The 22,044-nt window shown below is 65.2% G+C and carries 20 protein-coding genes and 1 riboswitch; of the genes, 8 read left to right on the forward strand and 12 right to left on the reverse strand.

Annotation, left to right across the window (positions count from 1 at the left end; all coding sequences use genetic code 11):
- Positions 1-25: 25 nt before the first annotated feature.
- Both H597_RS32205 and H597_RS35535 read right to left on the reverse strand, forming a co-directional pair.
- Positions 26-1,915: a flagellar assembly protein A gene (locus tag H597_RS32205; protein ID WP_051294050.1), complete on the reverse strand. Its 1,890-nt coding sequence runs from the start codon at positions 1,913-1,915 to the stop codon at positions 26-28.
- Between the two features lie 137 nt (positions 1,916-2,052).
- Positions 2,053-2,382 carry a hypothetical protein gene (locus H597_RS35535; protein ID WP_051294051.1) on the reverse strand — a complete coding sequence of 110 codons (330 nt, stop codon included), beginning with the start codon at positions 2,380-2,382 and terminating at the stop codon, positions 2,053-2,055.
- Between the two features lie 203 nt (positions 2,383-2,585).
- Between H597_RS35535 and ompR the strand changes: the two genes are divergently transcribed.
- The 5 genes from ompR (at position 2,586) to H597_RS32215 (ending at position 6,509) form a co-directional block, all read left to right on the forward strand.
- Positions 2,586-3,350, forward strand: a complete 765-nt coding sequence (ompR, locus tag H597_RS0123285; RefSeq protein WP_028104222.1) for an osmolarity response regulator transcription factor OmpR — start codon at positions 2,586-2,588, stop codon at positions 3,348-3,350.
- Between the two features lie 13 nt (positions 3,351-3,363).
- The gene (locus tag H597_RS0123290) at positions 3,364-4,710 is read left to right on the forward strand and encodes a sensor histidine kinase family protein (RefSeq protein WP_028104223.1); all 1,347 of its coding nucleotides are present in this window, start codon (positions 3,364-3,366) and stop codon (positions 4,708-4,710) included.
- A 163-nt stretch (positions 4,711-4,873) separates the two neighbouring features.
- Entirely contained in the window at positions 4,874-5,362 is a 489-nt protein-coding gene (locus H597_RS0123295; RefSeq protein WP_028104224.1) for a VOC family protein, read from the forward strand.
- Positions 5,363-5,379: 17 nt separating this feature from the next.
- On the forward strand, positions 5,380-5,805 hold the full coding sequence (locus H597_RS0123300) for a YciI family protein (RefSeq protein WP_028104225.1): 426 nt from the start codon (positions 5,380-5,382) through the stop codon (positions 5,803-5,805).
- 11 nt (positions 5,806-5,816) lie between these two features.
- Positions 5,817-6,509, forward strand: coding sequence for a YciI family protein (locus H597_RS32215; RefSeq protein WP_083941252.1), 693 nt, complete (start codon positions 5,817-5,819; stop codon positions 6,507-6,509).
- A 99-nt stretch (positions 6,510-6,608) separates the two neighbouring features.
- Here H597_RS32215 and H597_RS0123310 read toward each other — a convergent pair whose 3' ends face one another.
- Positions 6,609-7,601: a LacI family DNA-binding transcriptional regulator gene (locus H597_RS0123310; RefSeq protein WP_028104226.1), complete on the reverse strand. Its 993-nt coding sequence runs from the start codon at positions 7,599-7,601 to the stop codon at positions 6,609-6,611.
- 70 nt (positions 7,602-7,671) lie between these two features.
- Here H597_RS0123310 and H597_RS0123315 point away from each other — a divergent pair, with 70 nt between their 5' ends.
- Positions 7,672-8,928, forward strand: coding sequence for an RNA polymerase sigma factor (locus H597_RS0123315; protein WP_028104227.1), 1,257 nt, complete (start codon positions 7,672-7,674; stop codon positions 8,926-8,928).
- A gap of 109 nt (positions 8,929-9,037) precedes the next feature.
- On the opposite strand, the gene H597_RS0123320 is transcribed toward H597_RS0123315, so the two are convergent.
- From H597_RS0123320 to H597_RS0123330, 3 genes are read right to left on the reverse strand one after another with little or no spacing between them, the layout of a single operon-like run.
- A complete protein-coding gene (locus H597_RS0123320; protein WP_028104228.1) occupies positions 9,038-9,451 on the reverse strand; it encodes a GFA family protein in 414 nt (137 codons plus the stop codon).
- Between the two features lie 11 nt (positions 9,452-9,462).
- Positions 9,463-9,921 carry an Imm26 family immunity protein gene (locus tag H597_RS0123325; protein WP_028104229.1) on the reverse strand — a complete coding sequence of 153 codons (459 nt, stop codon included), beginning with the start codon at positions 9,919-9,921 and terminating at the stop codon, positions 9,463-9,465.
- A gap of 17 nt (positions 9,922-9,938) precedes the next feature.
- Positions 9,939-10,238, reverse strand: a complete 300-nt coding sequence (locus H597_RS0123330) for a ferritin family protein (protein WP_028104230.1) — start codon at positions 10,236-10,238, stop codon at positions 9,939-9,941.
- Positions 10,239-10,363: 125 nt separating this feature from the next.
- Between H597_RS0123330 and H597_RS0123335 the strand changes: the two genes are divergently transcribed.
- Complete coding sequence (locus tag H597_RS0123335) at positions 10,364-11,527, forward strand: iron-containing alcohol dehydrogenase (RefSeq protein ID WP_028104231.1); 1,164 nt, start codon at positions 10,364-10,366, stop codon at positions 11,525-11,527.
- 7 nt (positions 11,528-11,534) lie between these two features.
- Positions 11,535-11,633: riboswitch (TPP riboswitch) on the forward strand.
- Positions 11,634-11,691: 58 nt separating this feature from the next.
- Positions 11,692-13,779 carry a TonB-dependent siderophore receptor gene (locus tag H597_RS0123340; RefSeq protein ID WP_028104232.1) on the forward strand — a complete coding sequence of 696 codons (2,088 nt, stop codon included), beginning with the start codon at positions 11,692-11,694 and terminating at the stop codon, positions 13,777-13,779.
- Here the strand turns inward: H597_RS0123340 and H597_RS0123345 are convergent.
- The 6 genes from H597_RS0123345 to H597_RS0123370 form a co-directional block, all read right to left on the reverse strand.
- Positions 13,776-14,480, reverse strand: a complete 705-nt coding sequence (locus H597_RS0123345; protein ID WP_028104233.1) for a hypothetical protein — start codon at positions 14,478-14,480, stop codon at positions 13,776-13,778. The genes H597_RS0123340 and H597_RS0123345 overlap by 4 nt on opposite strands.
- A gap of 3 nt (positions 14,481-14,483) precedes the next feature.
- Positions 14,484-14,999: an AAA family ATPase gene (locus tag H597_RS0123350; protein WP_028104234.1), complete on the reverse strand. Its 516-nt coding sequence runs from the start codon at positions 14,997-14,999 to the stop codon at positions 14,484-14,486.
- Positions 14,996-15,610 (reverse strand): nicotinamide riboside transporter PnuC, encoded by a 615-nt coding sequence (gene pnuC, locus H597_RS0123355; RefSeq protein ID WP_028104235.1) that lies wholly within the window; start codon positions 15,608-15,610, stop codon positions 14,996-14,998. Before pnuC ends, H597_RS0123350 begins: the two co-directional genes overlap by 4 nt.
- 109 nt (positions 15,611-15,719) lie before the next feature.
- Positions 15,720-17,858 (reverse strand): S46 family peptidase, encoded by a 2,139-nt coding sequence (locus H597_RS0123360; protein ID WP_028104236.1) that lies wholly within the window; start codon positions 17,856-17,858, stop codon positions 15,720-15,722.
- 56 nt (positions 17,859-17,914) lie between these two features.
- Complete coding sequence (locus H597_RS33530; protein ID WP_051294052.1) at positions 17,915-19,459, reverse strand: PAS domain-containing sensor histidine kinase; 1,545 nt, start codon at positions 19,457-19,459, stop codon at positions 17,915-17,917.
- Positions 19,456-22,020, reverse strand: a complete 2,565-nt coding sequence (locus H597_RS0123370; protein ID WP_083941253.1) for a chemotaxis protein CheB — start codon at positions 22,018-22,020, stop codon at positions 19,456-19,458. Before H597_RS0123370 ends, H597_RS33530 begins: the two co-directional genes overlap by 4 nt.
- Positions 22,021-22,044: the final 24 nt, after the last annotated feature.

The raw sequence follows: 22,044 nt of genomic DNA on the forward strand, positions 1-22,044 counted from the left end.
TTGGTATTCTTCGGCCATTGTACGGCTAGGCTACACCGGCCTCAACCTGGGCGGCGCCCTGCCAGTTGACGCTGCCATGGGCGCCGGCAAAGATGGCCTGGCTGTCGCCCCGCGGGCCGCGCAGCAGGGCCTTATAGTCCTTGGGCTGCCCCATGAAATGGGCGGCCGCCGCTTCGCCCAGGGGCAAGGTGCGCACCAGCACTTCGCCGTCGACCATGCTGATGCGCACCGAGGAACGGACCGCCGCCTCACGCGTCAGGGCCTCCAGCGCGTCGCGCCGGGCGCGGGCCCCGCTCAGGGCCTCCTCGCCCAGCTTGATCGATTGCAGCAGCTGGCCGAGCGCCTTGATCTGCGGCGCCACCGCGGCCGCCACCTTTTTCAGATGCGGCACCTGGGCCGGGGTCAGGTGGATCTCGCCCTTGCGCAGCTTTTCCGTCAGCGTCAGGTAACTGCGCACCTCGGCCAATCCGTTCAGGCGCGCGTGCTCGGCGCTCCAGGCGGCGATTTTCGCCGCGTGCCCGGCCACCTCGTGTTGCAGCGCCGCCAGCTCGGCCTCATGGCCGGCGACGTCGTTCACCACCACGTAGACGAACATTTCGGTGCTCTTGCGCGGGCCGGCGCTTTCAATCGCCACGCTGCGCCCGGCGACGGCGCAGCCGATGGCCAGTTCCATGACGACTTCGTCGGCAAAGATCTCGCAATTGGAGGCCTCCGCGATCACCACCCTGGGGGCGCTGATCACGCAGCTTTCGGCCCGGCCCTTGATGGTCACGGTGCCGCAGGCGGTTTGGATGGCCGCCCCCGACGCCACGCCGTCGACGCGAATATCGCCTTTGGCGTTGATCGCCTTGCCGCCCACCAGGTTGCGGCCCAGGATGATGGTGCCGCCGCTGGAGTGGATATTGCCGAACACATCGCCGTGCACGGTGATGTCGCTGCCGTTAACGTCGCGCAGCTCCTGCACGTCGCCAAATTCCTCGAAAGCGCCCATCAGCTCCAGGTTGCCGGTGGTGCGCCCCGACACCCCTTCGCGGCTGATGATCTTGTCGCTCAGCGCCACCTGACCGCTCTTCGGGTCCACATTCAGGAAGCCTTCGCGCGCCGCCACCAGGAACTCGCCGTCCGGCTCGCGCGCGATCAGGGTACCCTCGCCGGCAAAGCGGGCGAAATCAACGTCCTTGGGCGCCAGCGCGGCCAGCGGCTGGCCAGCGATATTGCGGCCCGGCGCGCCCGGCACGCCGGGCAGCTTTTGCAGCAGGCGCATGCCCTGCTTGATCTGCGGGAAGCGGTTCTGGAAGCTGGTCAGGTCGACCGTGCCGTCGGCGCGCTGGCGCGGCGCGTCGCTGCGGTGCAGTTCGGCAGCCAGCTCCACCACGCGCGCATCCTGCGCCGGGGTCGGCTCCAGCTCGAGCGCGGCGGCCACCCGCTCGCCCTTGGGCGCGGCCAGGGCGGCGCGGATGGCCGCCACCTGCAGGCCGAAACGCACATTCTTTTGCCACATATCGGCGACGAACTCGTCGAAGTCGAGCTGGGCCTGGCGCTCGGGCAGCAAGGTGCCGTCCGGCAACTCCTCGGCCGGCAGGAAAATCGGTTCAAAGAAGTATTCGGCCTCGCCGTCGCGCAGCTTGACGTTGCGGTACAGGGACTTGCGCAGGGCCGGGAACGGCTCCAGCCGCTCGGCCACGCGCAGCAGCAGGTCGGCGCTGGGCGCCAGCTCCGGCCCCACGCCGTACAGGGCGCGCGCCAGCACCGGGTAATCCAGGCCGCGCAGCACCAGGCCGCCGCGGAACAGGGCATCGACCGCGGCGGTCAGTTCGGGCGCCAGCAGGCGCGCGTCGAGAAAGACGCCATCGGGTCGCCGGACCACGCCGGCCGGCAGCGTGCCGGTGTCATCCTGTAATGCGGTGTGGGACAAAGCTCCTCCTCCAGTGCCCTGAGTATGGGCGCGCCCGGGCACATTGTCTTGCGGGCAATCAATATTACACGCAAAACATCAAATTTCGGAGGCTTTTGGCGCCAGGCGCTTGCTTGGCGTTACGTAAATGTCACACTTCAGCGCCGCGGCGGCAGGGAATAGACCTGTTGGCCCGCCTCATTGATCTGGCGGCGCAGGTCGCGGCGTTCGTCGGGGGTCATGCGGCCCATGCGGCGCGAGGCGTCGCCGTTATCGCGGTATTCTTCCATGCGGCGCCGTTCTTCCTGGCGCGCTTCGCGGGCTTCATACTGGCGCGCGTCCCGCTCTTCGGCCCAGCGGTTGTCGCGCCGCGCTTCCCTTGGCTGCGGCTGAATGTTCTGCCGTTCCGACTGCGCCTGCGCGCTGGCCGCCAGGGTGCAGCACAGGCTGGCGCACAATGCTGCCGCAGCCGCTTTGCCCAATCCCATTTTTGCACCAAGTTTCATCGCGGTCCTCGTCGTACTAGCCGTATCCATGCCCGCAGTGTATGCGCTCCCACTATCGATAGTAAGTGCGGCGGGGTAAAGTTTGTAAGAATTTGTAATGAGTTTTCACCGGTATGGCGCCGGCGCTGAATATGACGTTACCATAGCGACATGCATCTGACAATTCAACAAGCTCACACTCCCCTATGAATACCACCACTACCCCTCCAGCGGCCGCCGGCGGCCAGTCGGGCCACCAGGCCAAGATCATGGTGGTGGACGACGACGTCCGCCTGCGCGACCTGTTGCGCCGCTACCTGACCGAGCAAGGCTTCAACGTCGTCACCGCCGAAAACGCCACCGCCATGAACAAGCTGTGGCTGCGCGAGCGCTACGACCTGCTGGTGCTGGACCTGATGCTGCCCGGCGAAGACGGCCTGTCGATCTGCCGCCGCCTGCGCGGCGCCGGCGACCAGACCCCGATCATCATGCTGACCGCCAAGGGCGAGGACGTGGACCGCATCGTCGGCCTGGAAATGGGCGCCGACGACTACCTGCCCAAGCCCTTCAATCCGCGCGAGCTGGTGGCCCGCATCGGCGCCGTGCTGCGCCGCAAGCAGCCCGACGAAATCCCGGGTGCGCCGTCGGAACATCCGCAATCGTTCGAGTTCGGCCAGTTCGTGCTGGACCTGGGCACCCGCACCCTGAAAAAGAACGGCGAGACCGTGCCCCTGACCACCGGCGAATTCTCGGTGCTGAAAGTGTTTGCGCGCCATGCGCGCCAGCCGCTGTCGCGCGAAAAGCTGATGGAACTGGCGCGCGGCCGCGAGTACGAGGTGTTCGACCGCAGCCTGGACGTGCAGATTTCCCGCCTGCGCAAGCTGATCGAGCCGGACCCGTCCAGCCCGCTGTACATCCAGACCGTGTGGGGCCTGGGCTATGTCTTCATCCCTGAGGGCCAGCCACGCTGATTCCGCACCGCCGATGACATTCCGCCTGCCGCGCCCGGCGTCGCTGACCAGCGGCCTGTTCTGGCGCACCTTCCTGTTGCTGAGCGTGCTGACCACGCTCTCCATGTCCGCCTGGTTCGGCATGGTCAACTACGTCCAGCGCGAACCGCTGGCGCAGCAGACCGCCGCCCAGGTGGTGTCGGTGGTCACCATCACGCGTGCCGCCCTGACCCACTCCGCCACCGACCTGCGGCGCGAGCTGCTGTTCGAGCTGGTGTCGAACGAAGGCATCCGCGTCTTCACCATGGAAGACGACGACGAGGTTGCCGCGGCGCCGAACACCGGGCTGATGGCCGATATCCAGAGCCTGGTCAAGGCCAAGCTGGGCCCGGACACCCGCTTTTCCTCGGAAGTGAACGGCGTGCCCGGCTACTGGGTCAGCTTCAAGATCGCCGATGACCGCTACTGGCTGATGCTCGAGCGCGAGCGCCTGCAGGGCCCGGTTGAGTGGCTGGGCTGGGCCGGCGTGGTATCCGTGGTGTCCCTGCTGGGCGCGGCCCTGATTTCCAGTCTGATCAACCTGCCGCTGCAACGCCTGACCGCCGCCGCCCGCGAAATCGCCCAGGGCCGCCGGCCCGAACCGCTGCCCGAAGTCGGCCCGCAGGAAGTGCGCCAGGCCAACCGCTCCTTCAACCAGATGGTGGACGACCTGCAGCAGGTCGAATCGGACCGCGCCGTGATCCTGGCCGGCATTTCGCACGACCTGCGCACCCCGCTGGCGCGCATGCAGCTGGAAGTGGAAATGGCCAACCTGTCGCAGGAGGCGCGCGAAGGCATGCAGTCCGATATTGCGCAGATGGATGCCATCATTGCCCAGTTCCTGGACTACGCCAAGCCGACTGAAGCGGCCAGCTTCATCAATGTGAATATGGCTGAGCTGCTATCGGACTGCGCGCATGAAGCGGGCCGGCACGCCGATGTGACGGTGACGGCGGAGCTGCCGGAACACGCCCATGTGCTGGGCAATGCCACCGACCTCAAGCGCGTAATCGCCAACCTGGTGGAAAACGCGCGGCGCTACGGCAAGACGCCCGGTTCCGACCTGGCCGAGATCGATATCAAATGCAGCGTGCGCGGCATGCATACCGCCAAGCGGGTGGTGGTGGAGGTGCAGGACCATGGCGTCGGCGTGCCAGAGGACCAGATTGCGCAGCTGCTGAAGCCGTTTACCCGGCTCGATACGGCGCGCGGGCAGGCCAATGGGGCGGGCCTGGGGCTGGCGATTGTCGACCGCGTGCTGTCACGCCATGAGGCTGAGCTGGAGGTTGCCAACCGGGAAGGTGGCGGGCTCAAATTTACGATCACCTTGCGGGCGCTTTAAAACCGCCTGCCCAGCCATCGGGCTTGCCGCTTCCAGGCCTTGCCTCGACCGGAAATGGCCGGGATAAAAAATTTTGTAATCGTGTCGATCTGGCGCCGCGCCGTTCGTCGTGGGAATATGGAGGCCGCAGATAGCGTCCTCTTTCCTCAACTACGAATGGAGAATGACCATGACTGTCAAAGCGATCCCAGAAGGTATGCGCACGATCACCCCTCACCTCGTTTGCGAGGGCGCCGCCGCCGCCATTGATTTCTACAAGAAAGCGTTCAATGCCGTCGAAAATTCCCGCATGCCGGCGCCGGACGGCCGCATCATGCACGCCCAGATCCAGATTGGCGACTCCGTCATCATGCTGGTCGACGATTTCCCCGACCATGGCTGCTTCGGTCCCAAGAAACTGAATGGCACGCCGGTCACGATCCATCTGTATGTGCCCGACGTGGACGCGACCTACGCCCAGGCCGTCAAGGCCGGCGCCACGGCCAAGATGCCGCCGGCCGACATGTTCTGGGGCGACCGCTACGGCGTGCTGATCGATCCGTTCGGCCATTCCTGGTCCGTCGCCACCCACAAGCGCGACCTGACGCCCGAACAGATGGAACAGGGCATGAAGGAAATGATGAGCAACGCGCCCGACTGCGCCAAAGCGTGAGGAAAGGAACAGCCACCATGCGATTCATGCTCATCGTAAAAGCCACCCCGGAATCCGAGGCCGGCAAGATGCCCAAAACCGAACTGCTTGAAGCGATGGGCAAGTTCAACGAAGAACTGGTCAACGCCGGCGTGCTGCTGGCCGGCGAAGGCTTGCACCCCAGCTCGCGCGGCGCCCGCGTGCATTTCTCGGGCAGCCAGCGCACCGTGGTCGACGGCCCGTTCTCGGAAACCAAGGAACTGATCGCCGGCTTCTGGCTGATTCAGGTAAAGTCGCTGGCCGAAGCCATCGAATGGGTCAAGCGCTGCCCCAATCCGATGGAAAGCGACTCCGATATTGAAATCCGCCAGGTCTTCGAGGCCGAGGATTTCGGCGCCGAATTCACGCCCGAACTGCGTGAACAGGAAGCGCGTATCGCCAGCAAAATCGCAGCGCCTGTTTAAAGGAGAGTGAGATGCAGTACATGGTCATCCGCAAGGCCGACGCCACGTCGGAACTGGACAGCTTCCCGTCCGCTGAACTGGTGCAGGCCGTGCCGGGGGCCAAGTGGCTGCGTCCCAGCGCCGACGGCGGCCTGCGCATGCGCCGCCGCGACGGGCAATGGCTGTACGAGGAAGGCCCGTTCGCCGACGTCAGCGTGGCCGGCTTCACCTTCATCGAGGCGGAAGACCGCCGCGCCGCCAGCGAACTGGCGGCGCGCTGGCCCTCGGCCGATGCCGAAGGCAGCGCCACGGTCGAAGTGCGCGAAGCCGGCTGTCCCGGCGGCTGCGTCGGCTTCGACACCGGCAAGGCGCCGCAGCATGGCGCCTGGGCCATCCTGCTGCGCTCGGACCCGGTGGCGGAGCAGGATCTCGAACCGCCCACCGTGGTGATCGACATCATGAACCGCGCCAACAACGCCGGCATCGCGGCCGGGATTGCGCTGTCCGGCGAGGGGCTGAAGTCCACCGCGCGCGGCGCGCGCGTCCAATTCAGCGGCGGCAAGCCCTTGATCACCGACGGTCCCTTCGCCGAAGTGAAGGAACTGATCGCCGGCTATTGGGCGCTCGACGTGGCGACGCGCGACGCGGCGATTGCCTGGGTCAAGTCCTATCCCTACCCTCACCCGGGCGATATGGAAGTGGAGCTGCGCAAGGTCGCGCTCTAAGAGGCCGTTTCAACATGGGCGTGGCTAGGCGCAGCGACGAAGGCAGTGCGCCTGCACGGCAAGCAGCTGCCACATCGCCATGGCCGTTTTGAACGGCCTCTAAGCGCGCGCCGCGGTGGAAGCGCGCAGCACCAGCTGCGCGTTGATCACCGTCAGCGCTTCGGCTTGGTTGCCCTCGATGGTGGCGATCAGTTTCCGCATCGCCGCCGCCCCCATATGCTCGCTGTGCAGGTCCACGCTGGTGAGCGCCGGCGAGGCGAAACTGCCGAACTGGATATTGTCGAAGCCGACCACGGAGATATCTTCCGGCACGCGGAAGCCCAGCACCTGCGCGGCTTTCATGAAGCCCAGCGCCAGCAGGTCGTTGAAGCAAACCAGGGCATCGGGCGGCTGGCGGCCCAGCAGGATCGCGGAACACAGCTTCTCTCCGGCCGCGGCCGTCGGCGCTTCGGCATCGAACACATTCAGCTCCAGTCCCTGCGCATCGAGGGCCTCGCGCACGCCCGCCATGCGCTCGCGGTCGCGGCGCGAATTGGAGAATCCCATATAGGCGTAACGCTGGTGGCCTTGCGACAGCAAATGGCGCGTGACCATGTACGCCCCCAGCTGGTCGTCGCTGGCCACGGCGGGCAGCTTGATCAGGTCCGGGCGGCCGAAAAATACCGCGGGACGATCCAGGGCCAGCAGCCATCCCAGCTCTTCCTCCGGGGTGCGCGAGTAGACGATCATGCCATCCACCCGGCGGCTCAAGGCTTCCAGCAACTGGCGTTCGCGCTCCGGGGTTTCCTCGGTGTCGACCAGGAGCAAGGTGTAGCCATGGTCCTGCGCCACGCGGTTGGCGCCTTTCACCACGCTGGCGTAATGGGGATTCGTGATATCGAGCACCGACAGGCCGATGGCCTTGGTGCGGCCGGTGATCATCGACTGCGCCATCGGGTTGGAGCGGTAGCCCAGTTCCTCGATCACGCTGGAAATGCGGGCCTCGACGGCCGGCGAGAAGCGCTGCGTAGCGTTGACGAACTTGGAAACCGTGGCGGTGGAGACGCCTGCGGCGGCCGCCACATCCCGGATGGTCGCTACGCTCTTCTTCATCGGACGTGTCATTATTGTAAAAGTTGTCGAGTGTATCACGCGATGCCGGCCATGGTGGTAAAGTGGCGGCATGAACGACAACAGCATCCACCGCGCCATCGACGCCGTCTGGCGCATTGAAGAAGCGAAGATCATCGCCGTCCTGACGCGCATGCTGCGCGACGTGGCGCTGGCCGAGGAAATGGCGCAGGACGCGCTGGTCAGCGCGCTGGAAACCTGGCCGGAAAACGGCACGCCCGACCGCCCGGCCGCCTGGCTGATGCAGGCGGCCAAGAACAAGGCGCTCGACTACCTGCGCCACCAGAAACTGGTGCGGGAAAAAGAACCCGAACTGACTTACGAAATTGAAGGCTTGCTGCAGGACGCCGCGCCCGACCTGGAACGCGAGCTGGACGACAATATCGGCGACGACCTGCTGCGCCTGATCTTCATCTCCTGCCACCCGGTGCTGACCATGGAGGCGCGCGTGGCCCTGACCCTGCGCCTGCTGGGCGGCCTCACCACCGACGAAATCGCACGCGCCTTCCTCGCCTCGGAAACCACGGTGGCGCAGCGCATCGTGCGCGCAAAACGCACCCTGGGCGAGGCCAAGGTGCCGTTCGACGTGCCGCGCGGCGCCGAGCTGGAGGAGCGCCTGGGCGCCGTGCTGCAAGTGATCTACCTGGTCTACAACGAAGGCTATTCCGCCAGCGCGGGCACCGACTTGATGCGCCCCGCCCTGTGCAACGAAGCGCTGCGTCTGGGGCGCATCCTGGCCGAACTGGCGCCGGGCGAGCCGGAGGTGCATGGACTGGTGGCGCTGATGGAAATCCAGTCGTCCCGCTTGCGCGCCCGCACCGACGCGCAAGGCAAGCCGGTGCTGCTGCTGGAGCAGGACCGCACACGCTGGGACCAGTTGCTGATCCGGCGCGGGCTGGCGGCGCTGGAACGCGCGCAGCGCCTCGGCCGCGTACCGGGGCCCTACCTGCTGCAGGCGGCCATCGCCTCCTGCCACGCGCGCGCGCGCCGCGCCGAGGATACGGACTGGCAGCAGATTGCGGACCTGTATTTGGCGCTGGCGACCCGGGCGCCCTCGCCCGTCGTGGAATTGAACCGTGCCGTGGCGCTTTCCATGGCGTATGGGCCGGAGGTTGGCCTGGAGCTGGTGGACCAGCTGGTCGATGAGCCGGCGCTGAAGCAGTACCACCTGCTGCCGAGTGTGCGGGGCGATTTCCTGTTCAAGCTGGCGCGGATGGCGGAGGCGCGCACGGAATTCGAGCGGGCCGCGGCCTTGACGCAGAATGAGCAGGAGAAGCAGTTGTTGCTGGCGCGGGCGGCAGCTTGCTAAAGCCGGTAAACCGGGGTCAGGCTCAAGGGTCTGACCCCGTCTGCGGCACGGCTATCGGTTTCGGTTGTGCGTCTTTGATGTTGATCATTCCAACCCATACTTCCCGGTTCTAGGCACGCTCCAGCAGCCCATCCCCCCGCGTCCGCCGATACCGGGGCAATTCATCGCCAATATGTTCCCAATGCAGCCGGTAATCGGCAAAGGTATGGTCTTGGGGCGGCAAGGCTTCGGGGTCATCCAGGCTGCAGGTGGTCACATCCATTTCCCATGGCGTTCGCTCATCCGCAAAACTCAGCTGCGTCCCGCACAGGCCGCACAGCTCGCGCCTCACGCCGGGACTCGAGTGAAACACCGCGGGCTGGCCCCGCACATAGCGGAATTGCGCCAGGGGCACGCTGAACCAGGCCACCCCGGGCGCCCCGCACAAGCGGCGGCACATGGAACAATGGCACCAGGTGCAGTGCAAGGCCGGCCCACCCGCCTCATAGCGCACCGCACCGCAAAAACAGCCGCCCGTGTACATGGGGAATCCCCCTATTCCAGCATTTTGGTCATGAGCAGCTCCGCCGAGCCGTAGCCGTACAGCGAATCGCTCTCCAAGCCCTCTGTATCGTATGGCACGGACACTTCGCGTTCCGGCTTGGCCGGATCGTCGCCATACGTCGCCTGCCAGGCGCGCCGCAGCGCATCGGCGCGGCGGATGAACATCGGCACCGGCCAGTCGCCGCGCTGGAAGCCCAGCATATTGCCGATCACCGGCCAGCGGCCATTGGCCACCGCGATGTCGCCGGTGCGGATCACCTTCAGCGCATCGTTCGCCGACAACTGCTGCACGTCCGCCAAGGTCGGCAGCGTCCATTGGGTCGGCCCGAACAGGTAGGCCAGCATGACCTTGCCCTGGGGCGACAGGCGCGCCACCATGCCAGTGGCATACCCGCCATTTCTGAGCGGAATGGCAAACCAGCTGCCCTCCCGGTACGGCTGCAACCTCATCGACTTCCTTTCCGTAGCTACTCGTAATGAAACTGCGCCGCGATCGGACCTGCCTTGAACAGCGCTTCCTTCATTTCCTTGTCCAGCTTCGGGTCGCGCCGGCGCACCCATTCGAGCAGCATCGCGATCTGCTTGCGCGTGGCATCGCGATGGCTGGCCATGACCAGCTTCAGCTCGGGATCGGTGCAGGTTTCGATGCGCTGGTTTTGCAGATCCAGCATCTCGATTTTTTCACTCAGCGACGTCAACGCCCGGTGCATATCCAGCACCTGGGCATTCAGGTAATCGCGCGGCTCGACCACGTGTTCTTGTGTCATCTCACTCTCCTTAGGCATGCGGGTTCACGCATTTTCAGCCTGCGGCGTGGATTTCTCAAGTGTAGCAACCGCTGCCGCGGGGTGTCGCACGGCTGGGCCCGATTTACGCGATAATGCCGGGCACTATGCAAAACTTTGAATTCCACAATCCTACCCGCGTCATCTTCGGCGTGGGCCAGATTGCCTCCTTGGCAAAACATATTCCCGCCGACGCCCGCGTGCTGATGCTCTACGGCGGCGGCAGCATCAAGACGAACGGCACGTACGATGAGGTGCGTGCCGCCCTGGCCGGCCACACCGTGCTGGAATTCGCCGGCATCGAAGCCAATCCGCAATTCACAACGCTGATGAAAGCGGTGGAGCTGATCCAGCGCGAGCGGATCGACTTCCTGCTGGCGGTCGGCGGCGGCTCTGTTGTCGACGGCACAAAATTCGTTGCCGCCGCTGCGATGTACCAAGGCGACGCCTGGGACATCCTGAAAATCGGCGGCAAGGCCGTGCAGGCGGCCATGCCTTTCGGCGCCGTGCTGACCTTGCCGGCCACCGGCTCGGAGATGAATAGCGCCAGCGTGATCAGCCGCGCGGAAACCCAGGAAAAGCGCGGCTTCATGAGCCCCCATGTGTATCCGCGCTTCTCCGTGCTCGATCCTGCCAAGACCCTGACGCTGCCGCTGCGCCAGGTCGGCAACGGCGTGGTCGACGCCTTTGTCCACACCACCGAGCAATACCTGACCTATCCGGCCGACGCGCCGGTGCAGGACCGCTTTGCCGAAGGCTTGCTGCAAACCCTGCTGGAACTGGGCCCGCAAGTGCTGGCGCGGCCGGACGACGTGGCGGCGCGCGCCAATATCATGTGGACCGCCACCATGGCCCTGAACGGCCTGATCGGCGTCGGCGTGCCGCAGGACTGGGCCACCCACGGCGTCGGCCACGAACTGACCGCCCTGTTCGGGCTGGACCACGCGCAGACGCTGGCGATTGTCCTGCCGGGCATCCTGCAGATCCGCCGCGACGCCAAGCGCGGCAAACTGCTGCAGTACGCCGAGCGCGTCTGGGGCCTGCGGGGCGACCGGGCCACGGACGAGGAACGCATCGACGCCGCCATCGGCAACACGCGCGCCTTCTTCGAGCAAATGGGCGTGCCGACCCGCCTGTCCGGCTACGGCCTGGGCCCGGAAGCGATCGACGCCGTCGTGGCCGCGCTGGAAACGGCCGGCATGACTGGACTGGGTGAGCGCCACGACATCACGCCTGCCGACGTGCGCAAGGCCCTGCAACTAAGCCTGTAGTACAATACCGCCTCGCTAGGGGTCCTCGCGCATGTGCGCGGGGTGAGAAATACCCTCCGAACCTGATCTGGATAATGCCAGCGAAGGAAAGCGCAGATGGATGAAGCCCCACCCGGGCTTCGCGTGCTCTCCCGCCGGCGCATACGCACAGCAAGAGCACATTCATGAACCATACCCGCCTCACTCTGGCCGCACTGGCCGTCGCTTCCGCCTTCGCCCCTGCCGCTTTCGCGCAGGAGCAGAAAATGACCGAAGTGGTCATCACCGCCAACCGCGCCGCCGCCGAGCGCTCCTCGCTCGCCGGCTTCAGCGAACAGCCTTTGCTGCAGACCCCCGCCTCGGTCGGCGTGCTGACCCGCGAGCAGATGCAGGACCTGAACATCCGCAGCACCACCGACGCGGCGAAATTCGACGCCAGCATCGGCGACGCCTACAACGCCGTCGGCTACGCGGAGCAGTTCTCGATCCGCGGCTTCAAGCTCGATAATGCAAACTCCTACCGCAAGGACGGCCACGCGATTTCCGGCGACACCCAGATCCCGCTGGAAAACAAGGAAAACATCGAAGTGCTGCGCGGCCTGGCCGGCCTGCAGATGGGCGTTGCCGCACCGGGCGGCATCGTCAACTATGTGACCAAGCGCCCGACCGACAGCAATCTGCGCTCGGTACTGCTGGAAGTGAGCGAACGCGGCTCCGTACTGGGCACCGTGGACCTGGGCGGCCGCTTCGAAGACCGCCGCTTCGGCTACCGCATCAACGCCGCCGGCGAGCGCATGCGCTCCATCATCAAAGGTGCCGACGGCCACCGCAGCTTTGTCTCCGGCGCCGTCGACTTCCGCATCAGCCCCCAGGCCCTGCTGCAGATCGATGCCGACTACCAGAAGAAATCGCAGAAGTCCGCGCCGGGCTTCCAGCTGATCGGCGGGACCAGCCTGCCGGTGGTGGACGCCGCCACCTTCCTCAACGACCAGCCATGGGCCAAGCCGGTGGAAACGACGACCAGCAACATCGGCCTGAACTTCCAGTACCAGCTCGCGCAGGAGTGGAAAGCCACCTTCAGCGCCAACCAGCACCATTTCAAACGCGACGACTACACCGCCTTCCCTTACGGCTGCGGCAGCGAAAACCTGTGGCCGGGCTTCTGCGCCAACGGCGACTACGATGTGTACGACTACCGCAGCCTGGGCGAAGAAAAGAAACCGCTGTCGGCCAAGGCGCAGTTGAACGGCCGCTTCGCCACCGGCGCGATCCGCCACGAGCTGACGGCCGGCCTGTCCTTCTTCAGCAACCATGAGCGCTGGGGCAACGACGTGTACGACTTCGCAGGCGTGAGCAATATCTACCATCCGGTCGCGGTGCCGATGAGCTCCGGCGAAGTGGGCCCTGTGTCCGAACGCCGCACCGATCATGAGCGCGCAGCCTACCTGCAGGACATTATCGGCCTGACCAATGAGCTGGCACTGCACGCCGGTGCGCGCTATGCCTCCGTACGCCGCTCGCAGGCGGTTGCGGCGCCGACCCGCGACAATTTCTGGCTGCCCAATGCGTCGCTCGTCTACAGCCCGACTGACAAGCTGTCTTATTACGCCTCCTACGCCCAAGGCCTGCAGCATGGCGGCGTGGCGCCGAAGAAGGCCGCCAACAGCAAAACCGCGCTGGCGCCGGGCAAGTCAAAGGAAATTGAAGTCGGCGCCAAGGCCGAGTTCAACGGCATTTCGCTGACGACCGCGCTGTACCAGATCGAACAGGGCCTGGAATTCACCGATTTTTCCAACACGTTCGTACGCGATGGCCAGGAGCGCCACCGCGGCCTGGAATTCAGCGCCCAGGGCAAGGTAACGCGCGCCCTGCTGCTGGGGGCATCGCTGGCGGCCATCCATACCGAACAGGAAGGTACCGGCCTGGCGGCCGTGGACGGCAAGCGCGTGCCCAACGTGCCGAATTTCAAGTCGACCGTTTGGGCAGACTACGCCGTGAGCGCAGTGCCTGGACTGAAGCTGACTGCCAACTGGCAGTTCGCGGGCAAGAAGGCCTTCGACAAGGAAAACACGGTCAGCGTGCCGTCCTACCATGTGTTCAACCTGGGCGGATCCTACGCCCTGCGCATGGCCGGCTCTTCGGTGATCCTGCGCGCGCAGGTGAAGAACGCATTCGACAAGTTTTACTGGCGTGATGTGACGCCGGATCTGGACGGCTACCTGTTCCCAGGCGCCCCGCGCACCTTCCATTTGTCGGCCCAGGTCGACTTCTAAAACAGGTACTGGGCGCGCATCGAGAAGGAATTTGCCGCGCGCCCCGAATTCCTGCCGAACAGGTAGGCCGCTTCGTATTTGATGTGGCCTGCCTGCCCGAAGAACGCCGGCCCTGCCCGGTGCGACTGCTTTTTCGAAGGCAGCCAGTCGTTCCACTTCCCCACTTCGCCAAAGCCCTGCAGGCCGGGCGAGAACCAGCTCTTCCAGCGCTGCTTGATCTGCCACTGGTAGGCAAGCTCGGTTTCATTGTCCTCGCCGTTGTCCATCTCGCGCTGGAAGAACAGGTTGAAGTTCAGCTGCGTGCGCCAGAGCTGCGCCTGCAGCACGGGGCCGATCTCGAGCGCATATCCATCCTCGCGCCGCCGCGAGCGTTCCACCAGCGTGTGCAGCGCCACATCCACCTCGTACTGCCCCTGCGTCAGGAGGAAATCGTTCTGCCACTCGATGCCGGTATTGCGCGTGTGGCGGCCGTTGGACTGGACCCACTGTGTCGAGAGCTCGGTGTACCAGCGCGGCGTCACGCCATAGCCGAAGCCGATCTCCGGGCTGGCCACCGTGCCGCCGTTCTTGAAATGGGCATTCCAGTATTTGTAGTCGATCGATGCCTGGCCCGCCACATCGTAGGTGGTGACCATGTAGTAGCCCGTTTCGGCGAGCGCGATTTGCGGAAGCAAGACGGCCAGCGCGAGCAGTTTTCTCATCGACTAGACTCCCAGTAGTTGCTCCACCTGTTGCAGGCGCGCTTCAAGCGCGCCCGAAATGCGCGCATAAGGTATGCCGCGCCGTGCCAGCTCGCCGAGCAGGATGGAATCAATCATACCGCTGACGTCTTCCTCTTCGTGGTGAAGTCCGTCAGGTATCCATGCAAATTCAGGCTTGCACACCAGGGTTATGTCGTATCGGCGCGACGCCGCGAGGCTTTCGAGCTGCTCGTCGATGCCGCCGAAATAATGGATGCTGTACACCGCCGTCATCAGCGGCGTCGTGTCGCAGAAGAGGAAACGGCCGCCGTGCGCCGCCAGCGCTTCCTCGCGCGCCACCTGCGTCGTGGCGATGTGGAACTGGTCGGCCGACACCGGCACGTCCTGGCGCGCGTCGCAGAACTCGCGCAGGTATTCCGGCACCCACGGCTGGCCGTAGCGCTGCGACAGCGCTTGCGCCAGCGTGGTCTTGCCGGACGATGCGGCGCCGAGAATGGCGACGCGGTAAGGCTGCTTCATTTCCAGACGACCGCCTCTTCCGGCTGCGCGCTGCTGCTCTGCCAGGCCAGCAGGCCGGCCACCGCCATGGCCACGAACATGCCATACAGGACGGCCGTCGGCATCAGCCCCTTGTGCAAATACAGCGGGATGTACAGCACGTCGACGATGATCCACACGTGCCAGTTCTCGATCTTCTTGCGCGACAGCAGGGCCTGGCCCACCAGGCTGCCGGCGGTCAGGAAGGCGTCGACGTTCGGCACATCGGTATCGGTGAAATTCCGCAGGAACCAGGCCAGGATGGCGAAGCCCGCCAGCCAGGCCGCGCCGGACAAGATGCGACCGCGCAGCGTCAGGGACGACACCGCCAGGGCTTTGCCGGCATCGCCGCGCAGCCACTGGTACCAGCCCCAGAACGACACCGCCATGAACACGCCCTGCAGCGCCATGTCGCCATACAGTTTGGCGCCGAAAAACACGACGCCGTACATGGCCGAGGACAGGATGGCGAACAGCCAGGCCCAGTGGTTCTGGCGGATATTCAACCACACGGTCAGCACCGACAACGCAAATGACACCAACTCCAGCGGAGTGGTGGTGGCCAGGCCAAACAGGGAAATGGTTTCGTTCATGGGAGCATGGTGCGGGTAACGTGCGATTATGCCACGCTCGCAGGCCCGCCATAAGAAAAATGCCGCTCAGTCTTAACTGAACGGCATGAGGGTTACGGCCCGATTCGTATTACTTCTGCTTAGGATACTTGATCGTCATTTCCTGCAGCAGGTTGTCGGCGTGGTCGACTTCCTTCATCACCCACAGCATGTAGCGCACGTCCAGGTGGATGGCTCGCGTGATGTCGCGGTCGAAGTACCAGTCCTTGGTGATGGACTCGTAGGTGGAGTCGAAGTTCAGGCCCACCAGTTCGCCGCGCTTGTTGACGATGGCCGAACCGGAATTGCCGCCGGTGGTGTCGGCCGAGGACAGGAAGTCGACCGGCACGGTGCCCAGCACCGGATCCTTGAACTGGCCGTAGCGCTTGGCTTTCACGGCTTCCAGCAGCGCCGGCGGGGCGTCGAACGGCTCCTTGCCGGTGTGCTTCTCGGCGATGCCTTCCACCGTGGTGAACGGGCCCTTGCTTACGCCGTCGCGCGGCGAGTAGGCCGACACGGTGCCGTAGGTGACGCGCAGGGTGGAGTTGGCGTCCGGGTAGACCGGCTTGCCCTGCGACTTCTTCCAGGCGATCACGGCGCCCATGTACTGCGGAATGATCTTCTCCAGGTTGCCGTCGATTTCCTTGCGGCGGTCTTCCAGCGCGATGGCCGCGCCGTGCATGCGCACCGCCAGCTGGATGAACGGGTCATCCGACTTCTCGAAATCGGCCGGCGCCTTGTCCATCCACGCCAGGCGCACCGCGGTGTCGGCCAGCTTGCTTTGCTGGTACATCGCCGGCACGCCGGCCACGGACGGCAGCAGCGCGTCCAGTCCCTGCACATGCGACTTGGCCGGCAGTTTGGCATAGCGCTGCAGGCCCGCCGCGTAGCGCGCCTGGTCGACCGAAGCCACCAGCGACTGCTCCAGGCGGCTCAGGCGGGCCTTGATATTGGCCACGTCGCGCTCCTGGAAGCCCGATTCGCGCTGGGCGTCCGGCTTCTGCTTTTCCAGCGCCAGGCGGTACAGCGTGCGTGCGCTCTTCAGCAGGTCGCTGTAGGTCGCCACGCCGTAGGCGAATTCCTCGTCGCTGACGGCCATTTCGGTGGCGATCGCCGCATCGAGCTCGGCCAGCATCGGGGCTGCGGCGTTGGGCTGCTTGCCGTACCAGGAGCGGAACTCGGCGTCCTGCCCATCCTTGATCGCAGCGATGTCCTTGCGTGCGAAGCCGTCCAGCAGGCCCTGGGTTTTCTTCATGCGGTTGTTGATCGACTTGACCACGCTGGCGTAGCGCACCACGTCGCTGCCGTTGCCTTTGGTGGCGGCGGCAATGGTGTCCAGGTCGGCCTGGTAGTCGGCCACCATGGCCGGATAGCTCAGGTCGCGCGCGTAGCGGATCTCGACCGGCAGCTTGTAGCGGCTGGTGCGTCCCGGGTAGCCGGCCAGCAGGATCGGATCGCCGGCTTTCAAGCCTTCGGCCGACACCACCAGGAAATCCTTCGATTGATACGGCACGTTGTCCGGCGACGGATCGGCCGGGCGGCCGTCCTTGCCCACATACGCGCGCAGGAAGGAATAGTCGCCGGTATGGCGCGGCCATTCGTAGTTGTCGATGTCGCCGCCGTAGTTGCCGATCGATTCAGGCGGCGCGTACACCAGGCGCACGTCCTTGATCATCATCTGGCGGATGCGGTAATACTCGGCGCCGCGGTGGAAGGCCGGCACGGAGCAGCGGTAGATCTTGTCGCTTTCGCATTCGGCGATCAGGGCCTTGATGCGCGACTTCACCTCTTCGTGGCGCGCCTTGCCCGACAGCTGGTCCAGGCCGCCGTTGACGCGCGCGGTCACGTTTTCCAGCTTGTCGGTCACGTAGACGCGGGTGGTCGGGCCGCCCGGCAGTTCTTCGGCGCGGGTCTTGGCCAGGAAGCCGTTGGCGATGTAGTTCTTGTCAGCGGTGGCATTGCGCTGGATGGCGCCGTAGGCGCAGTGGTGGTTGGTGACCACCAGGCCGTCAGGGGACACGAAGGATGCCGAGCAGCCGTCCAGCGACACGATGGCGCTCATCGGGTGCTTGGACAGGTCGGCCAGGCGCTCGGCCGGGATGGTGATGCCGATGCGCTGGAGTTCCGCCTTCAGTTGCGGCAGCTGGTGCGGCTGCCACTGGCCCTCGTCGGCCATGGCAGGAGCGAATGCGGCCAGCAAAGCGGCCGAAAGTGCGATTTTTTTAGTCAAAATAGTCCCCTGAACGTATAAAGCAACGGCAGTATATGCGTTCTGCGAACTTAGGGCTATTGGCTACTTACTAATGGCAGGCGCACGGTGACGCAGCATCCGGCGCCGGGTTCGTATTCGTTCAGGGTGAAGCTGCCGCGCAGGGCGTCGGCCCGCTCCTGCATGCCGATCAGGCCGAAAGAGCCGGGGCGCTCGCGGCAGGAGGGCGCGATGCCGATGCCGTTGTCCTCCACCTCCAGCAGGGTCACGCCCTCCTCCACCCACAGGCGCACCGCCACCTGGCTGGCGCGCGAGTGGCGCAGCACATTGACCAGGGCCTCCTGCACGATGCGGAACAGCACCAGGCTCAAGTCGCTGCCGATGGCGGCCAGCTGCGCTTCGCCGGGCAGCTCCAGTTCGTAATGCAGGCTGCTGCGGTGGCGGAAATCGTTGACCAGCCATTCCAGCGCCGCCGCCAGGCCCAGGTCCAGCACCGAGGGGCGCAATTCGTTCATGATGCCGCGCACACTGCGCAGCGTGGCGTCGATATTGTCCAGCGCCGCCGCCACGCGCCGCGCAAAGCGCGTCCGGCGCCCGCCCATGCGCTCGTTCAGCTGCACGATGTCGAGCTTCAGCGCCAGCAGGTTCTGTCCCAGTTCGTCGTGGATTTCGCGCGCGATGCGCTTGCGTTCTTCTTCCTTGACCGCCGCCATGTGGGCCGACAGCTGGCGCAGCTGGCCGTTGGCGTGCAGCAGTTCGGCGGTGCGCTGCACCACGCGCGACTCCAGGTTGCGGTGCAGGTCCTGCAGCGCCGATTCGGCCTGCTTGCGGCGGCTGATGTCGGACAGCACGGCCACCGTCCCGGCCGCGGCGCCTTCCGGCCCGGCCAGGGTGCGCAGCGACAGCGTGGCCTGGAAATCGCCGCCGTCGGGCCGGCGCCCTGCCAGTTCGCCCTGCCAGCTGCCGCGCTCCTGCACGGCGCGCACCGCCTCCAGCCCGCACAGGAGCGCCAGACCGCTGCCGATGGCTTTCGCTTCGGGATAGCCGCTGATGGCGGAAAAGGCGGGATTGACGGCGACGATGGCGCCGTTGGCGTCGGCCACCGCCACGCCTTCGCCCAGGTTGTCCAGCACGGCGAAGGTGCGCCGCAGCGCCGCGTCCTGCTGCAAGCCGACGTCGAGGTCGCTCACCACCATGCGGATGGCTTCACCGGTGTGATCGAGGTTGGCCTCGATGCGCACCCGGCCGCCGCCGGCGCTATCGCACAGCTGCGCCTCCATGGCCACGCTGGCCTCGTCGGCGCGCAGCTCGGCCAGCATCCGGCGCAGCGCCGGCTGGTAGGGCGGCGCCAGGAAGTGCGTCACCGGCCGTCCCGGCAGCTCCTGCAGCGGTAGCGCAAACAGGGACGCCGCCGCGCGGTTGGCGCCGGCGATCATGCCGTCGCGCGCCAGCGCCAGATAGCACACCGGCGCCTGGTCGAACAGGCCGGCGTAGCGCAGCAGGCCCTGTTCGACCTCCCGTTTCTGACGCTCCAGCTCCGCCAGGGCGGCACTCTGAACTTCAAGTTCCAGCTGGCTGACTTGCAGCTCATGCCATTGGCGCAGGGCGTCGGTACGGGTCATTTGATGCTGCCTCCTTCAGGCGTTAAACGCGCTTCCAGCAGTTTCAGTTCGGTGACATTGACAAAGGTCAGCACCAGGCCATCGATCACATTGTTGACGGTGCGGTAAGGCATGATGCGCACCATGAACCAGCGTCCGTCGCGGGTCGGGATCTGGCGCTCGCAGAACACCAGGGAGCGCAGCACCTCGGCCGCATCGTCTTCCATGTCCGGGTACACCAGGTCGTTGGCGATATCGCTCAAGGGACGGTTCAGGTCCGTCGCGATCAGCTTGTACAGCTGCGTGGCCTGGTTGGTGTAGCGCCGGATATTCATCGCGCTGTCGAGAAAGATGACGGCGATATCGGTGCTGTTCAACAGGTTCTTCATGTCGCTGTTGACCAGGGACAGGTCGTCCACCTTCGACTGCAGCTCCGCATTGACGGTGTACAGCTCCTCGTTCAGCGACTGCATTTCCTCCTTCGAGGTGGTCAGTTCCTCGTTGGTCGACTGCAGTTCCTCATTGGTCGACTGCAGTTCCTCGTTGGCCGCCTTCAGCTCCTCGCGCGAGGTTTGCATCTCTTCGCGCACGGCCTGCAATTCCAGGCGCGCCATGGTCAGCTGCTGCTCCAGCTCCTGCGGACGGGGGTCGGCGCCACGGCTGCCGCGCTTGCGGGCCGGCATCGGCGCGGCATGGAAGGTCACCAGCAGGTTATGGCCGGGCATGCTGTCTTCGCGCAGCACTTCGGCCGTCATGTCGACCAGCAGCGAGGCGGTGCCGTCCTTGAACAGCAGTTCGCGCACGGTTTCCGTCGATTCGCTGCGGTTGGCACGCTCGATCAGGTCTGCCAGCTCGTAGCGCAGGCCGTCGCGTGCCATGGCGTGGATATTCCAGTTCGCGCGGCCGGCGGCCGGCTCGAGGAAGGTGCCGGTACGGCCGTGGATGTAGAGAATATCGCCGTCGCTATTGATCATGACTGCGGCTGGCGTATGCGCTTTCAGCAGCAGGTGTTCTACTTGTGTCTGGATATTGCCGTTCATGGTCATGGTGGTCACTTCGATGGAACTTGGTTGCGCGGTTTTCGCGATCTTGGTCGGGAAATAATTCGCCACGCGCTGGGTGCTCGCGTCGAGCCGGCGGTAAATGCGCCCGCAACCTGGAACCGGGGTAAACAACTCGTTATAGCTGCCTGGCGTATCCGCGCTTCCCAACACCAGCAAACCTTCCGGTTTCAATGCGTAGTGGAACAGCGGTATCAACTGCTCCTGCAATTTCGGGTTGAAATAGATTAGCAGATTGCGGCAGCTAAGAATATCGAGTTTGGTGAACGGCGGATCGGAAATGATGTTCTGCTGCGCGAAGATGATCATATTGCGCAGCTCCTTGCGGATCCGGTAGCCGGAACCATCGGCGACGAAATAGCGCTGCATCCGCTCCTGCGCCACCGAGTCTTCCACGCCGCGCCCGAACATGCCCTGGCGCGCCTTGTCGATCGCGTCGCCGTGCAAGTCGGTGGCGAAGATCTGCAGCGAGTATTTGCCCGGCTGTTCGTTGCAGCGCGCCACCGCTTCGTCGAACACCATGGCCAGGGTATAGGCCTCCTCGCCGGTCGAGCAGGCCGGCACCCAGGCCTTGAAGGCCGCGCCGTCCGGGTTCGCCGCCAGCAGGGCCGGGATGGTTTCGCTGCACAGGTGCTCCCACACGCTCGGATCGCGGAAGAAGCTGGTCACCCCGATCAGCATTTCGCGGAACAGCAGCTGCACTTCCCCGGCGTTGTCGCGCAGGTAGGCCACATAGCTTTCCATCGAATCGAGCTGGTGCAGCTTCATGCGGCGCTCGATGCGGCGCAGCACGGTGCTCATCTTGTATTCGGTGAAGTTGTTGCCGGTATGGCGCTGCAACAGCGACATCAGCTCACGCAAGGCCTGGCGCCGGGCGCGCGCCGCGCCATGGGCGCCGCCGTGCGGCACCGAACGCACTTGGCATAGCCACATCGGCATGGCGCCCGGCGTGGCCACGAAATCGGCCACGCCGGCCGCGATGGCGCTGCGCGGCATGGAATCGAACTTGGCGGAATTGGGTTCCTGCGCCAGTGTTACCCCGCCCGCTTCCTGGATCGCGCGCAAGCCGGCGGTGCCGTCGGTGCCCATGCCGGAAAACACCACGCCGGCAGCGGCCTGGCCTTTTTCGGCCGCCAGGGTGCGGAAGAAGGAATCGATCGGATAGCGTCCGTGCGCCTCGGAAGTCTCGACTGCCATCAATTTGCCGCTGGAAAAAGCCAGGTCGAAATTAGGCGGCGCCACATAGACATGGTCCGGCCGGACTTCGATCGACTCGGCGATTTCGCACACTTCCATGGCGGTGATACGGCGCAGCAGCTCGGGCAGCAGCCCGCGCCGCGATGGATCCTGGTGCTGCAAAACGATGAACGCCATCCCGGTGCGGGACGGCATGGAGGCGAGGAACTCGGAAATCGCATCGAGCCCGCCGGCCGAAGCACCCATGCCCACGATCTGCACCGCCTGGCGGTGCCGCAGCGCTTCGCTGGATTCCGAATCAAGTGACACTAAAGGGTTAGTCATCCCGCCATCATGCCAGTGTGGCAA

Origin of the sequence: Pseudoduganella violaceinigra DSM 15887, assembly GCF_000425385.1 — a bacterium.
In the GTDB taxonomy this organism is placed as follows: Bacteria; Pseudomonadota; Gammaproteobacteria; order Burkholderiales; family Burkholderiaceae_D; genus Rugamonas; species Rugamonas violaceinigra.